Origin of the sequence: Heyndrickxia sp. MSNUG (assembly GCF_049532715.1) — a bacterium.
GTDB lineage: Bacteria > Bacillota > Bacilli > Bacillales > Cytobacillaceae > Mesobacillus.
Map to the genome: position 1 here is coordinate 3,405,473 of NZ_CP150978.1, position 15,243 is coordinate 3,420,715.

The 15,243-nt window shown below is 43.4% G+C and carries 12 protein-coding genes, 1 other RNA gene and 1 other annotated feature; of the genes, 2 read left to right on the top strand and 11 right to left on the bottom strand.

The window, feature by feature from the left end:
• Positions 1 to 25: 25 nt before the first annotated feature.
• The 4 genes from AABM38_RS17230 to cymR form a co-directional block, all read right to left on the bottom strand.
• A complete protein-coding gene (locus AABM38_RS17230; RefSeq protein ID WP_423407498.1) occupies positions 26 to 685 on the bottom strand; it encodes a tetratricopeptide repeat protein in 660 nt (219 codons plus the stop codon).
• A 115-nt stretch (positions 686 to 800) separates the two neighbouring features.
• The gene (gene mnmA, locus AABM38_RS17235; protein ID WP_423407499.1) at positions 801 to 1,916 is read right to left on the bottom strand and encodes a tRNA 2-thiouridine(34) synthase MnmA; all 1,116 of its coding nucleotides are present in this window, start codon (positions 1,914 to 1,916) and stop codon (positions 801 to 803) included.
• Positions 1,917 to 1,958: 42 nt separating this feature from the next.
• Positions 1,959 to 3,107 carry a cysteine desulfurase family protein gene (locus AABM38_RS17240; RefSeq protein WP_423407500.1) on the bottom strand — a complete coding sequence of 383 codons (1,149 nt, stop codon included), beginning with the start codon at positions 3,105 to 3,107 and terminating at the stop codon, positions 1,959 to 1,961.
• Positions 3,108 to 3,146: 39 nt separating this feature from the next.
• Entirely contained in the window at positions 3,147 to 3,569 is a 423-nt protein-coding gene (gene cymR, locus AABM38_RS17245; protein ID WP_423407501.1) for a cysteine metabolism transcriptional regulator CymR, read from the bottom strand.
• Between the two features lie 193 nt (positions 3,570 to 3,762).
• Here cymR and AABM38_RS17250 point away from each other — a divergent pair, with 193 nt between their 5' ends.
• Complete coding sequence (locus AABM38_RS17250; RefSeq protein ID WP_423407502.1) at positions 3,763 to 5,034, top strand: replication-associated recombination protein A; 1,272 nt, start codon at positions 3,763 to 3,765, stop codon at positions 5,032 to 5,034.
• 48 nt (positions 5,035 to 5,082) lie between these two features.
• On the opposite strand, the gene AABM38_RS17255 is transcribed toward AABM38_RS17250, so the two are convergent.
• The 5 genes from AABM38_RS17255 to AABM38_RS17275 form a co-directional block, all read right to left on the bottom strand.
• The gene (locus AABM38_RS17255; RefSeq protein WP_423407503.1) at positions 5,083 to 5,844 is read right to left on the bottom strand and encodes a tRNA threonylcarbamoyladenosine dehydratase; all 762 of its coding nucleotides are present in this window, start codon (positions 5,842 to 5,844) and stop codon (positions 5,083 to 5,085) included.
• Positions 5,845 to 6,023: 179 nt separating this feature from the next.
• Positions 6,024 to 6,211: non-coding RNA, 6S RNA (ssrS, locus tag AABM38_RS17260), on the bottom strand.
• Between the two features lie 62 nt (positions 6,212 to 6,273).
• On the bottom strand, positions 6,274 to 8,049 hold the full coding sequence (aspS, locus tag AABM38_RS17265) for an aspartate--tRNA ligase (RefSeq protein WP_423407504.1): 1,776 nt from the start codon (positions 8,047 to 8,049) through the stop codon (positions 6,274 to 6,276).
• A 13-nt stretch (positions 8,050 to 8,062) separates the two neighbouring features.
• Positions 8,063 to 9,340 (bottom strand): histidine--tRNA ligase, encoded by a 1,278-nt coding sequence (gene hisS, locus AABM38_RS17270; RefSeq protein WP_423407505.1) that lies wholly within the window; start codon positions 9,338 to 9,340, stop codon positions 8,063 to 8,065.
• A 121-nt stretch (positions 9,341 to 9,461) separates the two neighbouring features.
• Positions 9,462 to 9,702 (bottom strand) — a binding site (T-box leader).
• 119 nt (positions 9,703 to 9,821) lie between these two features.
• Positions 9,822 to 9,995, bottom strand: a complete 174-nt coding sequence (locus tag AABM38_RS17275; protein ID WP_423407506.1) for a hypothetical protein — start codon at positions 9,993 to 9,995, stop codon at positions 9,822 to 9,824.
• Positions 9,996 to 10,173: 178 nt separating this feature from the next.
• Here AABM38_RS17275 and AABM38_RS17280 point away from each other — a divergent pair, with 178 nt between their 5' ends.
• Positions 10,174 to 11,949, top strand: a complete 1,776-nt coding sequence (locus tag AABM38_RS17280) for an SH3 domain-containing protein (protein WP_423407507.1) — start codon at positions 10,174 to 10,176, stop codon at positions 11,947 to 11,949.
• 61 nt (positions 11,950 to 12,010) lie between these two features.
• Here AABM38_RS17280 and dtd read toward each other — a convergent pair whose 3' ends face one another.
• The gene (gene dtd / locus AABM38_RS17285) at positions 12,011 to 12,451 is read right to left on the bottom strand and encodes a D-aminoacyl-tRNA deacylase (RefSeq protein WP_423407508.1); all 441 of its coding nucleotides are present in this window, start codon (positions 12,449 to 12,451) and stop codon (positions 12,011 to 12,013) included.
• A 12-nt stretch (positions 12,452 to 12,463) separates the two neighbouring features.
• A complete protein-coding gene (locus tag AABM38_RS17290; RefSeq protein WP_423407509.1) occupies positions 12,464 to 14,656 on the bottom strand; it encodes a RelA/SpoT family protein in 2,193 nt (730 codons plus the stop codon).
• Positions 14,657 to 15,243 lie beyond the last annotated feature (587 nt).

Genomic DNA, 15,243 nt, shown 5'->3' on the forward strand with positions numbered 1-15,243 from the left:
CCCCCTTTCTGCAGATTCATGTGTATTACTGGAGATTCTGCCCCTCAATCAGCTTTTTGCCATGTCCAGCCAGCAAGTGATCTGGCTGAACTTTTAAGGCGCGATTGAACATTTCCAGGGCTTTTTCGCCATCTTCCTTAAAACCATAAGCAACCCCTAAATTATAAAGAGCATCGGCATGCAGTGCGTCTAGCTGCACTGCCATCTCAAGGCTAGTAATCGCTTCGTCAATAAAACCTTCTCGAGCAAGGCATAATCCATACTGAAAATGCGCTTCCGCGTCATCTTCAAGGAGCTCTGTGCTTCTCTGTAAATAAGGAAGAGCAAGCCTGCTATTCCCCATCTGTGCAAGGCTCATTCCTAGCATGAAGTAATTGTCTCCTGTTTCGAGACCTTTTTTCATTGCCAGCTCAAACATGTTTTTGGCTTCTTCGAAATTTTGCGCATCATAATAAACGCCGCCTTTGCTGTAATAGGCAGTGGTGGCATCCTTATCAAGGGTGATTGCCTTATTGTAAAAGTTCAAAGCTCTATCGGTATCACCAACTGCAGTCAGTACGTTCCCGAAATTTATGTATGCTACAGGATCAGCTGGCTGGGCTTCAATGGCTTCCATGAATGCCTGAGCCGCTTCCTCCCATTTACCTTCCTTCATAAACTGGATTCCTGCCTGGTTTTTATCCATTTTTTCCACTCCAATCTCCATGCAAGTATATCATAAACCTTCGCCTTTTAAGTTACCCTATGTTCATGCAAGAATCCCCGGCGAAGCTAAGTCGCCGGGGATGAATTCAAGATTATTATCCGACATAAGTCAATTTGCTGCCATCCTTGAAAATCTCGTCAATCGTTCCGCCTCCAAGGCATTCTTCGCCGTTGTAAAATACGACTGCCTGTCCAGGAGTCACAGCCCGGATCGGTTCTTTAAATAACACTTTCGCTGTGCCATCCTCTTGCATTTCAACAGTCACTGCATTGTCTGGCTGGCGGTAACGGAACTTAGCTGTACATTCAAAGGCCTTTGGTTTTGGCTTGTCTGAAACAAAGCTGATATTGACCGCCGTGATGCTGTCAGAATAGAGCAGTTCATTATGGAAACCTTGCTCGACAAGCAGAACATTGCGTTCTAAATCCTTGCCAACGACAAACCAAGGTTCACCTGATCCGCCGATTCCAAGACCTTGGCGCTGTCCAATTGTGTAATACATCAGACCGTCATGTTTCCCTTTTACCTCACCGCTCATCGTCTCCATGTTTCCTGGCTGGGCTGGAAGGTAATTGCCGAGAAATTCTTTGAAATTTCTTTCGCCGATAAAGCAGATGCCTGTACTGTCTTTCTTTGTAGCAGTGGCAAGACCTGCTTCTACTGCCAATTCCCTGACCCGCTTTTTCTCCAGGTTCCCGATTGGGAAAAGGACTCTTTCCAACTGGCTTTGGTCGAGCTGGTTCAAGAAATAAGTCTGATCCTTATTCTCATCAAGGCCGCGGAGCATTTTCCGTTCACCATCGCGGTCTTCCACACGTGCATAATGGCCCGTTGCAAGATAATCTGCACCTAGATTAAGGGCATGCTCAAGAAATGCCTTGAATTTGATTTCCTTGTTGCACATAACATCAGGGTTTGGCGTCCTGCCCGCTCTATATTCATCGAGGAAATAAGTGAAAACCTTATCCCAATATTGTTTTTCAAAATTAACTGCATAATAAGGAATGCCAATTTGATTGCAGACACGGATTACATCCTCATAATCCTCTGTTGCCGTACAAACGCCGTTTTCATCCGTATCATCCCAGTTTTTCATAAAAATACCGATGACGTCATATCCCTGCTCCTTTAAAAGCAGCGCAGCTACTGAGGAGTCGACACCCCCAGACATCCCAACCACCACTCTAGTATTTTTTGGTGATTTTCCCATTATGCTTCACCTCTTTTCTTTCAAAACTATTTTCCCTGACTGTTACCTTTTTTTCGTCAGCCTCTGTACAATCTTAGCTGTTTCTTCTGCAGCTTTTTCAACCTGAGCTTTTGTATTATTTAAACCGAAACTGAAACGGATCGAATTGGTTAAACGGTCAGATTCCTTTCCGAACATCGCTACGAGCACATGAGAAGGGTCAATCGAACCAGCCGTACATGCGGAGCCGCTTGATGCAGCTATGCCAGCGAGATCAAGATTGACTAGCATCGCCTCGACATTCGTTCCCGGAAAGCTTAAGTTTAAAATATGCGGCAGTGAATTTTCAAGCAATCCGTTCTGATGGAAAGAGATTCCGCTCGTATGAAGTTTGTCAATGAACACATTCCTGAACTCATTATAATCAGTACGTTTACTTTCTAGTTCCTTTATAGATAGCTCAACAGCTTTACGGAAGCCAGCAATCGCAGCGACGTTCTCAGTCCCTGCCCGTCGTTTCCGCTCCTGTTCACCGCCAAACACCTGACGGGCCAGCTTAATTCCATCACGGATATATAGAAAACCTATTCCTTTTGGTCCATTGATTTTATGGGCCGAAACGGACATAAGGTCTACCTGCAAATCATCGACCCTCATTTTTTCAATTCCGTATGCCTGTACAGCATCCGTGTGGAAAGCGGCCTGGTGTCCCGAAAGCAGTTCACCGATTTCACGGATTGGCTGGATTGAGCCAACCTCGTTATTTCCATGCATGATCGTTACGAGGATGGTGTCTTCCCTTAAAGCCTTGGCGACTGTCTGCTCAGAAACACAGCCATTCTCATCGACAGGAAGATACGTAACCTCAAACCCACGCTTCTCCAGTTCTCCACAGCTGTGCAAAACAGCATGGTGCTCAATCTGGCTCGTAATGATATGTTTACCCTTTGTACGATTATTTTCCGCATAACCGATAATCGCCAAGTTATCTGCTTCCGTTCCACCGCTTGTGAAAATGATGTTATTTGCTTTCGTACCAATGCTGACTGCAAGTTCATGCCTAGTGTCATCCAGGATTTTGCGTGCTTCACGGCCAAAATGATGGATGCTTGATGGATTGCCAAAATCAGCTTCCATCACTTTTACCATCGCGGCTAAGACTTCAGGATGAATCGGTGTAGTTGCAGCATGGTCCAGATAAATTCTTTCCAAAATAATACCCTCTCTTCAGAAGATTTTCACTGTAAAAAACTAAATATAAAACATATAGGCGTCCGATTCGCCAAAGTTATCTGTATGGTTTGCAAGATCTTCGATTGTAGTATTATCAAGTACATCCTTCACCGCGTCCCTGATTCGCGTCCATAGCTCACGCTTCGCAGGTTCCTCGTCCTCGATTCCCTCTACAATGCTAATCGGGCCTTCCAACACACGGATAATGTCACCAGCCGAAATTTTTGAAGGCAAGTCTCCCAGAATGTAGCCGCCATATGCACCGCGAACACTTTTAACAAGACCTGCATTTCTTAGCGGAGCGACTAATTGTTCTAAGTAATGCTCTGATAAATCATTAGTATGCGCAATTGACTTTAGGGAAATAGGGCCTTCCCCATATTTCTTGGCAAGTTCAATCATAATCGTGAGTCCATACCGGCCTTTAGTAGAAATTTTCATAAAAGCACCTCTATTTCATTGTTTACAGATTATATATTTATGCCCCATGCGGCATTTATAATTAAATTTTAACAAAATCCTCAGTTAATAGGTAGGCTTTTGACATTATAGCACAAATTGCATGTACAATGCGCAAGTGTGCCGTTCGTGTTATTGTATAGATACGAATATATGTTTTATTGGAGCGATGGATATGAATCTTAAACCTCTCGCTTTCAGGATGCGCCCCCGGACGATTGAAGAAGTGATTGGCCAGTCGCACCTGGTAGCTGAAGGAAAAATTATAAATAGAATGGTCAAGGCAAGGCAGCTGTCTTCAATGATTTTATACGGACCGCCCGGCATAGGTAAAACTTCGATTGCTAGCGCAATTGCCGGCAGTACGAATTTCGCATTCAGAACACTTAATGCTGTAACGAATAATAAAAAGGATATGGAAATCGTTGCTGCAGAGGCAAAGATGTCAGGAAAGGTCATATTGCTGCTTGATGAAGTACATCGCCTTGATAAAGCGAAACAGGATTTCCTGCTTCCGTACCTTGAAAATGGAATGATCGTTTTGATTGGTGCTACAACAAGCAATCCATATCATGCTATCAATCCGGCGATTCGCAGCCGATGCCAGATTTTTGAGCTTAAACCACTCGAGCCAAATGATATAAAAGAAGCTTTAAAAAGAGCGATTTCAGATGAAGAAAGAGGTCTAGGAAACTTAAATATCTCGATATCAGAAGAAGCGCTTACCCATTTCGCAACAGCTTCTGGCGGTGATGTCCGAAGTTCTTTGAACGCCCTTGAGCTTGCAGTACTGTCTACTGAACCAGGTGAAAACGGAGTAATCATTATTAATGAAGGAACAGCCGAAGAGTGTATGCAGAAGAAAAGCCTCGCTCATGATAAAGATGGCGACGCCCATTATGATGTGCTTTCGGGTTTTCAGAAATCAATCCGAGGCAGTGACGTTAATGCCGCTCTTCACTATCTTGGAAGATTAATTGAAGCTGGCGACCTTGTGAGCATAAACAGGCGACTTTTGGTCATTGCCTATGAGGATGTTGGACTTGCCAGCCCCCAGGCTGGGCAAAGGACCCTGGCGGCAATCGAAGCTGCGGAAAGAGTAGGTTTCCCCGAGGCAAGGATCCCACTGGCAAATGCGGTTATAGAATTGTGCCTATCGCCAAAATCAAATTCTGCGATTGTCGCAATTGACACAGCAATGGCAGACATACGCTCAGGGATCAGCGGCGAAGTACCCGACCATTTACGCGATGCCCATTATAAGGGAGCAAAAGACCTGGGCAGAGGCGTCGACTATCTTTACCCGCATGATTACGAGGGAGGATGGGTTAAGCAGCAGTATCTGCCTGACAGAATTAAGAACAAGGTATATTACAAGCCAAAAAAGACAGGTAAATTCGAACAGGCATTGGCAATGATCTATGAAAAAATCACTGGTAAAAAATAAGCGGATGGGCTGTAATTGCCCATCCGCTTTACTACTCATAATTCATTCTTAATCATTCACTCGCTTAATCTCTACATCCTTTAAAATCTCTTTCACAACGTGGCTAGCCATGATCAGTCCTGCCACCGAAGGTACAAAAGCATTTGAAGATGGAGGCATCTTCGCTTTTCGTATTTCCGCATTGTCGTTACCTACCTCTTTTCGTACGTCCTCTCTGATCACAATTGGGCTTTCATCAGAAAAAACTACTGGTATTCCCTTTTTGATACCTTCTTTTCTCAGGCGTGTACGAATCACCTTTGCAAGAGGGTCAGTATGAGTCTTGAAAATATCCGCAATCATGAAACGGGTAGGATCCATCTTATTTGCAGCACCCATACTTGAAATCATTGGAATTCCCCGATTAAGACATTCCTTGATAAGGTGTATCTTATAAGAAATCGTATCGGAAGCGTCGACCACAAAATCAAGTCCGTAGCTGAAAAATTGTTCATACGTCTCTTCCGTATAGAACATCTTTAAGTCAATTACCTCACAGTCAGGATTGATATCCTTAATCCTGTCACGCATCACTTCAACCTTAGGCTTTCCAACAGTTGAAAGCAAGGCAATCAGCTGCCTGTTTACATTTGTTATATCAACATCGTCTTTGTCAACAAGCACGAGCCTTCCAACGCCTGACCTTGCTAGAGCTTCTGCGGCAAATGAACCAACCCCGCCGATTCCTAATACTGCCACAGTACTGTTTTTCATTATATCAAGGCCTTCTTTTCCAATGGCCAATTCATTTCGCGAAAATTGATGAAGCATTCAAACTCACTCCAAACATGTATTAATTGGTGTTAATAACTATACCCGCTTTTGAATATAACATACTCAACTTTAATTTCAAGTATTTTTATAGGAATTAAAGTATTTGTGTTCTTTCTGGGGATATGAAAAATAAAAAAACCATGCGGTTCGCATGGTTTTCACTTGAGTTATGTAGGAAGAGTCCCAATCGTGCCGTCGTTTTGGGTGCCTTCGTCTTGAACCCGCTCTCAGCAGGTGGGTGCCCTGTTCCGGATTTCTGTAAGTCCTCTAGCCAGAGGCATTTACGCGGCCCGAAAACGCGGACTCCCGAAGGAAAAATGTTAGGTCAAAACTTCAGGTTAGACAACGAACACATCAGGACTCTTCATCTGTTGTTAGTATAATAACACAGGCTAAAATGAAGTTCAAGGAATTGACCAATGGATATTATTGGTCTTTTTTTACATTTAACGCCAAATGAAGCTCGTCTAGCTGTGCACCGCTGACTTCTCCTGGAGCATCAGTCAGCAAGTCGCTTGCGCTAGCAGTTTTCGGGAACGCAATTGTGTCGCGAAGGTTCGTTCTGCCAGCAAGGAGCATGACCATTCTATCCAAGCCTAGAGCAATTCCGCCATGTGGTGGCGTTCCATATTCGAATGCTTCAAGCAGGAAGCCGAACTGTTCAACAGCCTGTTCCTTGGTGAAGCCAAGTACAGAGAACATTTTTTCCTGGATGTCACGTTCGAAAATCCTCAGTGAACCACCGCCTAATTCATAGCCATTCAATACTAGGTCATATGCCTGAGCTTTTACCTTAGCTGGATCGCTGTCGAGCAAAGGAAGGTCCTCACGCACTGGCATCGTGAATGGATGATGAGCTGCAAAATAACGATCTGCTTCTTCATCAAACTCCAAAAGCGGCCAGTCCGTAATCCAAAGGAAGTTGAACTTGCTTTGGTCAATTAGTTCAAGCTCTTTTCCAAGTTTTAAGCGCAATGCACCAAGTGAGTCTGCAACGACACTCTTCTTATCGGCAACGAACAGAAGGAGATCGCCTGCTTCGACATCGAGCTTTTCTTTAAGAGCCTGCTGGTCAGCATCAACAAAGAATTTAGAAATTGGCCCTTTAAGTCCATCCTCTTCAGCCTTAAGCCACGCAAGACCTTTCGCACCATAGACACTCACAAATTCAGTAAGTGCATCTATGTCCTTACGAGAGTAGTTTGCTGCTGCTCCTTTTACATTAATGGCCTTTACCTGGCCGCCGTTTTCGACTGCTGATGCGAACACCTTGAAGCCAGAATCTTTTACTGTCTCAGAAAGGTCGATCAATTCCATCCCGAAGCGTGTATCTGGCTTGTCAGAGCCAAATCGGTCCATCGCCTCATCAAAGCCCATGCGTGGGAATGGTGCAGGCAATTCAATGCCTTTAACATCCTTCATAACCTTTTGCATCATTTTTTCTGCCAGCGCAAGGATATCTTCTTGGCTCATAAAGCTGGTTTCAATATCCACCTGTGTAAATTCCGGCTGGCGGTCAGCACGCAAATCTTCGTCACGGAAGCAGCGGGCAATCTGATAATAACGCTCGAATCCCCCCACCATCATTAGCTGTTTGAATAGCTGTGGTGATTGCGGAAGAGCATAGAATTCACCAGGATGAACACGGCTTGGAACTAAATAGTCTCTAGCTCCCTCGGGAGTGCTCTTTGTTAAGATCGGTGTTTCAACATCCAGGAATTCTTCCCCATCAAGGAAATCACGGATTGCTTTCGTCACCTGATGCCTCATTTTAAAGGTTTCGAACATCACCGGGCGGCGAAGGTCCAAATAGCGGTACTTTAAACGGACATCCTCTGAAACATCCGTTTTGTCAGCAATGATAAATGGAGTTGTTTTCGCCTCATTGATGATCGTCAGCTCTTCTGCCTGGATCTCAATTTTACCTGTTTTAAGGTTTTCATTAATCGTTCCTTCGCCACGGGCAATGACAGTTCCTTTCACGTCGAGGACATATTCAGTACGGACTTTCTCTGCAAGGGCAAGAGCCTCTGGTGAAACATCCGGATTAAACACGATCTGGACAATACCCGTTCTGTCACGCAGGTCGATGAAAATAAGTCCGCCCAAATCGCGGCGCTTTTGTACCCAACCCTTTAATGTAACTTTTTCGCCAATTGCTTTTTCTGTTACTTCACCGCAAAAATATGTTCTCCCAAACATTTAAACTCCCCCTCTATTTGCAAATCTCCCGGAATTTGTCGATAAAACCTTCAAGCGGCAGTTCGATTTGTTCTCCATCTGCCATGGACTTTAGGTTTATTTTATTTTCTTTTAATTCATCTTCCCCCAAAACAGCAACATATTTGGCATTCAATCGATCGGCAGCCTTGAATTGAGCCTTGATTTTCCGATCGAGATAGTCCCGTTCTGCTGAGAATCCAGCGGCTCTCAATTTATGAAGCAGTCCCACAGTATAATCTTTCGCTGTATCTCCTAGGGAGACAAGATAACAATCGATCTCTTCTTTTACCGGTAGCTCTACACCTTCTGCATCAAGAGCGGCCAGCAGCCTTTCAATGCTTAAAGCAAAGCCGATACCCGGTGTTTCTGGCCCGCCAATTTCTTCGACCAGGCCATTATATCGTCCACCGCCGCAAAGCGTTGTGATGGCCCCGAATCCTTCTGCATTGCTCATGATTTCGAAAGCAGTGTGATTATAGTAATCCAGGCCGCGAACGAGATTTGCGTCCACTTCAAACTCAATTCCCAGATCAGTCAAGTATTTAGTGACCTTTGAGAAATATTGTGCTGAATCATCAGTTAAATAGTCGATGATCGATGGAGCCGATTTCATCAATTCGTGATCTCGGTCAGCTTTGCAATCCAGAATCCGCATCGGATTTTTTTCCAGACGGTTTTGGCAATCGTTGCAAAATTCTCCAATCCGCGGTTTAAAATGGTTTACCAGCGCCTCACGGTGTGCCTGCCGGCTTTGTTTGTCTCCGAGGCTGTTTATGACTAATTTAAGCTTCTTTAAACCAAGCTCCTGGTATATGGACATAGCCAGAGAAATTACTTCTGCATCAATGGCTGGATCCGCACTGCCCATGGCTTCGACGCCAAATTGGACAAATTGGCGGAAACGTCCAGCCTGTGGGCGTTCATACCTGAACATCGGTCCCATGTAATAAAGCTTTACAGGCTGATTTGCGTGTCCAAACATTTTGTTTTCTACAAATGAACGGACAGCTGCCGCCGTTCCTTCTGGACGAAGAGTCAGGCTCCTGTCTCCTCTGTCTGTAAAAGTGTACATTTCTTTTTGGACAATATCTGTTGTGTCCCCTACACTGCGTTTAAATAATTCTGTATGTTCAAAAATTGGTGTGCGGATTTCACGATACTGGTATCGTTCACATAGCTCTCTAGCTTTCGCTTCAATAAGCTGCCATTTTTCAGCCTGGCCTGGCAAAATGTCCTGTGTTCCACGCGGGATATTAATTTGATTCGACACAGTGCATCCTCCTTTTTAATTCACTCTAGTTATGTACGATTCATTTGGTAAACTGTTGACTCAATGCGAAACTATCCTATTTAAAGAAATACAAAAAAGCCCCCAATCCCTTGCTATAATAACAAGGGACGAGAGCTTTGATTCCCGTGGTGCCACCCTAATTGAAGGCGCCTGAACGCACTTCCTCTTTAACAGTTAACGCCTGAGTACGTCCTCTCCTACTAATGACTCAATTGCCATGGTTCAGAAAAGATCCTACGGAGTGTTCATTCACAAAGTCATCATGCAGAAATGCTTTCAGCCAGGGCATTCCCTCTCTGGGCATGTGTTTCTCAGCTACTGTGCTCCATCAACGGTATTATTTCGCTATGATATTTTATTTATATTATATTACGGAGTCCATTTTCGATTGTCAAGAACAAAAAGTGAAAGCGCCTTGTTCCGTCCCACTAGGCCAATAGCTGGAATTGGATGAAACAATTCACGAACGTTCAAGCTGTTTTTTTAATTTTCTTACGTCACGGAGTGAAAGCCCGAACTCAGATGCTAATTCCACAACATGAGAGCCTTGTTCCTTCTGGATAAAATCATGAAAATCGACGCCAAATAATTGATTTTCTCCGAAACTGGCCATTCCCTTCTCACTAAATCGCATGTAATCACCTTCCATTCTTTATTCCTAACTATTCTTCCCATCCTTTTAAAAATTTTTCATGAAATTTTATAAAGTTAATTTTTCTCTGTTAAATCCGATATAAGGAAAAAGACCTCGTGATTTTGCCGGTAAATTCCGGTAATATATTTTTAAAGATATATTATAGGGAGGGAGAGCATTGCCCAAAAATAAAATGGTTCCAGTCATCCTTTGCCTTTTGCTTATTTTCGGGAGCCTGCCAGCTTTAGAAATCGCAAAAGCGGATAATGGAAGACTGACAATTACTGCTACAAGCTTAAATGTCAGACAAGGTCCCGGCTTAAGCTACCCGGTTGCGGGCTCGGTTAAAAAGGGAGAAAAGTATTCAATCATTAAGCAAGAAGGTGATTGGATCCAGATCAATCTGGATGGCAACAAAAAGGGATGGGTTGCAGAATGGTTTACTGAAATGCAAGCCAATGTACAGCCTGCTGTTACGCAAATCCCAAGGAGCACGCCTGGAAGCGTAACCGCCAACGGGCTGAGAGTCAGAAAAGGTCCTGGGACCGAATTTCAAGTTATTGGGTCTTTGAATAGTGGACAAGCTGTAGAAATAGTGAATTCCAATAATAAATGGACCGAAGTGCGCACCTCAGCAATGCAGGGCTGGGTAGCAAAGGAATTTATCATCACGGTTCAAGATAGTAAAGAAACTGGTACTCCAGTAAACAATGGAAACTCAATAACCAAAAGCGTAGTTACTGCTGACTCTTTGAATGTACGTGAAAAGCCTTCTACTAACGCAAAAACAATAGGATCCTTAAAACGCGGAGCAGAGGTTTCCGTATTTTCTCAGTCTAACGGCTGGGCTGAAATTACATATTCAGGAAAAAAAGCGTGGGTAAGCGACCAATTTCTTAAGGTGAACAAAAACACACCGTCCGATAAAAAGCAGCCATATTCACCTGCAAGCCAATATTCAGGCACTGTAACAGCCTCACAGCTGTATGTAAGGAACCGCAATGCTCTTGACGGCAAAGTGATCGGTACTATCACCCAGGGACAAAGCTTTCAAATCATAGAGGAAGTGAATAACTGGGTAAAAATCGAATACAAGCCTGGCAAAACAGGATGGGCAGCTGGGTGGTTTTTCGAGAAGACGAAGAACGGACCAGTCATTAGCCCTAATCAGCCTGTGAAGAATAGCAGTGTTAATATCCTGCACGATGGCACCAACATCCGTAAAGGACCAAGCACTGGCAGTGCGGTGGTCTCCCGTGCAAATCAGGGAGATGCATTCGAGGTAATCAGCGTCAAGAATGATTGGTATGAAATTTCACTGCGCAATGGGACAACAGGCTTTGTGGCAGGCTGGATTGTTTCCATTCAGGGCAACTCAGGACAAATAGAAAAACCTGGCGCAGAGATGCATACAAAAAATAGGACAATCGTAATCGACCCAGGCCACGGGGGCAGGGATAATGGAACAACAGGTGTAAGAGGAACGCTGGAAAAATCGCTGACATTAAAAACAGCCCAGCTTGTATATGACAAGCTTAAAGCTTCAGGAACGAATGTAATCATGACCAGGAATAATGATTCTTACATATCACTCGGTTCCCGCGTCAGCACAGCACATTACCAGAATGCCGACGCATTTATCAGCCTCCATTTTGACAGCACAAATGACCGCAGTGTAAGAGGCATGACTACCTATTATTACAATTCAAACCAAAAGCCTTTAGGAGAGCAAATCCATTCATCGGTGATCAGCAAGACGATGCTTAAGGATCGCGGCACTCGCTTTGGCGATTACCATGTCCTCAGGGAGAACAGACAAAACGCTATCCTTGTGGAATTAGGGTATCTGAGCAATCCAGCAGAGGAAATGCTAGTTAGTACCTCTCAATACCAGCAAGCTGTTGCAAATGGTATCTTTGATGGACTGGCGCGCTATTTTAAGAATAACAATTAATCGTTTTACCGAAAAAGAAGGGGTCCCACACAATGATTGCGGGATCCCTTCTTTATTGTTCTTATTTACTGTCAATGATTAATGTTACTGGGCCATCATTAGTAAGCTGAACGTCCATCATCGCACCAAAAACACCAGTACCTACCTTGATTCCTTTTTCGTTAAGGAATCGATTGAAGGCTTCATAAATGGAAAGTGCATGTTCCGGTTTTGCTGCATCCATGAAGTTCGGACGACGGCCTTTACGGCAATCACCGTACAAAGTGAACTGTGAAACGGAAAGAATCTCCCCTCCTACATCAAGAAGTGAAAGATTCATTTTCCCGGCTTCATCTTCAAAGACTCTCAAATTTGCAACCTTTTCTGCAAGAAATGCTGCATCTTCTTCCTTGTCTTCATGCGTCACGCCGACAAGGACAACAAATCCTTTCGCAATGGAGCCCGTCACTTCACCCTCCACTGTTACTTTAGCTTCTTTGCTACGCTGTACTACTAAACGCATTTGTGACTCTCCTTAACTCATCATCCTTCTGACAGCATAAATGTCAGGGATTTGTTTAATCCGGTCTACAACCTTTTGTAAATGGTTAACATTATGGATTGCGATGGACATATTAATTGTCGCCACTTTATTTCTGTCAGATTTCCCGGAGACGGCCGAGATGTTCGTTTTTGTTTCATTAACAGCCTGGAGAACTTCGTTAAGAAGCCCTCTCCGGTCATATCCGCTGATTTCGATATCAACATTATATTCTTTCCGATCATTCAGAGCTGTTTCCCATTCCACTGGAATCAGTCTTGCCTGGGCATCGTCTGTATGGATATTTGTACAATCTGAACGGTGTACCGAAACCCCTCTGCCCTTCGTGATAAATCCTACTATCTCATCCCCAGGAACAGGATTGCAGCAACGAGATAGGCGTATGAGCAAGTTATCAATGCCAGAAACCCTGACACCTGACTCCCGCTTTTTGACAGGAGAAAAAGCCTTAAGTTCTGAAACAGCGTTCGCTATATCTTTTTCCTGCTCAAGATCACGCTTCTTGCGGAGCTTCTCTGTAAGCCTGTTTGCTACCTGCAATGCAGTGATTCCGTTGTAGCCGATAGACGCGAATAAATCTTCTTCATTCGTAAAATTAAATTTTTCCGCAACCTTTTTTAGGCTATCAGAAGTAAGAATCTCTTTGACATCAAAATCCATATTACGAATCTCTTTTTCCAATAGCTCCCGGCCTTTTTCAACATTCTCATCCTTTTGCTGCTTCTTGAAAAATTGGCGGATTTTATTCTTAGCCTGTGAAGTCTGGGCAAGCTTCAGCCAATCCTTGCTCGGACCATATGAATGTTTAGACGTCAAAATCTCAATGATATCGCCAGTTTTTAGCTCGTAATCAAGAGTGACCATCTTGCCATTGACCTTAGCACCGATTGTTTTATTCCCAATTTCCGAATGGATCCGGTATGCAAAGTCAATTGGCACAGATCCTGCAGGTAATTCGATTACATCACCCTTAGGAGTAAAAATAAATACCATATCAGAGAACAGGTCAATTTTAAGAGATTCCATGAATTCCTCTGCATTGGCAGTATCGTTCTGGAACTCAAGGATTTCCCTGAACCATGATAGCTTGGTCTCAAAGTTGGCGCCTTCTACCGGCTTCCCTTCTTTGTATGCCCAGTGTGCCGCCACCCCAAATTCAGCGATTCTGTGCATTTCATCTGTCCTGATTTGGACTTCAAGTGGGTCTCCCTTTGGTCCGATGACAGTTGTATGCAGCGACTGATACATATTTGGTTTTGGCATAGCGATATAATCTTTAAAACGGCCTGGCATTGGCTTCCAGCAGGTATGAATAATCCCCAGGATTGCATAACAGTCCTTGATACTGTTTACTACAATCCTCACAGCCAATAAGTCATAAATCTCATTGAACTGCTTGTTTTGCAGAACCATTTTTCGATAGATACTGTAAATATGCTTTGGTCTTCCCGAAATTTCAGCTTTAATTGAAACCTCATGAAGCCTTTCTTTTACCTCTACAATGACTTCATCCAAATATTGTTCACGTTCCGCACGCTTCTTCTTCATCAGATTGACAATCCGATAGTACTGTTGCGGATTTAAATAGCGCAATGCTGTATCTTCAAGTTCCCATTTGATTTTTGAAATACCCAGTCTGTGTGCCAGAGGTGCGAATATTTCAAGAGTCTCATTTGAGATCCTGCGCTGCTTTTCAAGCGGCAAATGCTTTAAAGTCCTCATATTATGAAGACGGTCTGCAAGTTTAATCAGGATGACCCGGATATCTTGTGCCATCGCAACGAACATCTTCCGGTGGTTTTCCGCCTGCTGTTCTTCATGCGACTTGTATTTAATTTTACCCAGCTTCGTAACGCCATCAACAAGCATCGCCACTTCATCATTGAACGCATGTCTTAAATCATCAAGGGTAACCTCTGTATCTTCAACGACATCGTGAAGAAAACCAGCCGCAACCGTTGCTGGATCCATTTCCAGGTCAGCAAGAATTCCCGCTACCTGGATTGGGTGGATGATATACGGTTCCCCGGATTTTCTGAATTGGTCATGATGAGCCTGTCTGGCAAACTCATATGCTTTCATTACCAATTTCACGTGTTCATCATTCAAATATGATTTAGTACAGTCAATGACTTGTTCTGCTGTCATTACCTGGTCATTCGCCATAGGATCACCTAATTTTTATTTCATTATATTAACCCGCATTTCTTCATACGGGATTTAGAGAAAAATCGACTTATATTTTAAAAAACCATTAATATAAATAATGATTCTTATAATGGATTGTTACTATTATCAAAGAAAAAATCAAAGATGTAAAGAGAAAGGAAGATATTTTACAGCAGAAATTAAAAAAATTGTCGAAAGTTATAATAATTTGATGATTATCATTCATTTTTAAGTTTTGGCTCTTTTAAATAAGACTGTTGATTTTCGTTCCAGGCGCTTCGCTTTCCGCGGGGCTGGCGCTGAGCCCGCAGGACATTGATTTGCTTCCTCGAACCTGCCCACGCACGATGGAAATGCGTTAGCATTTTCGGAGGAGTCTACGCGCCTTCCACTGCAATCAACAGGGCTTAAAAATCAACATTCAACTTTAACAGAGCCTAAGTTTTTGAACTTTAGTTTTTAACTTGACTGTGGATTTCTGCTTCAGGCATTCGCTTTACGCTAAAAAGAAATAGGAAAAAGTCCAAGTGCCAACTTTCACAAGGTAAAATTCATCCTTAAATAATGATGAAAAAACTCTACTT

What these genes read in the sequence shown, in the direction of transcription:
- AABM38_RS17290 (WP_423407509.1), bottom strand. Translation starts at nt 14,656, where the DNA reads ATGGCGAATGACCAGGTAATGACAGCAGAACAAGTCATTGACTGTACT.
- aspS (WP_423407504.1), bottom strand. Translation starts at nt 8,049, where the DNA reads ATGTTTGGGAGAACATATTTTTGCGGTGAAGTAACAGAAAAAGCAATT.
- cymR (WP_423407501.1), bottom strand. Translation starts at nt 3,569, where the DNA reads ATGAAAATTTCTACTAAAGGCCGGTATGGACTCACGATTATGATTGAA.
- AABM38_RS17275 (WP_423407506.1), bottom strand. Translation starts at nt 9,995, where the DNA reads ATGCGATTTAGTGAGAAGGGAATGGCCAGTTTCGGAGAAAATCAATTA.
- dtd (WP_423407508.1), bottom strand. Translation starts at nt 12,451, where the DNA reads ATGCGTTTAGTAGTACAGCGTAGCAAAGAAGCTAAAGTAACAGTGGAG.
- AABM38_RS17230 (WP_423407498.1), bottom strand. Translation starts at nt 685, where the DNA reads ATGGATAAAAACCAGGCAGGAATCCAGTTTATGAAGGAAGGTAAATGG.
- AABM38_RS17250 (WP_423407502.1), top strand. Translation starts at nt 3,763, where the DNA reads ATGAATCTTAAACCTCTCGCTTTCAGGATGCGCCCCCGGACGATTGAA.
- AABM38_RS17255 (WP_423407503.1), bottom strand. Translation starts at nt 5,844, where the DNA reads ATGCTTCATCAATTTTCGCGAAATGAATTGGCCATTGGAAAAGAAGGC.
- mnmA (WP_423407499.1), bottom strand. Translation starts at nt 1,916, where the DNA reads ATGGGAAAATCACCAAAAAATACTAGAGTGGTGGTTGGGATGTCTGGG.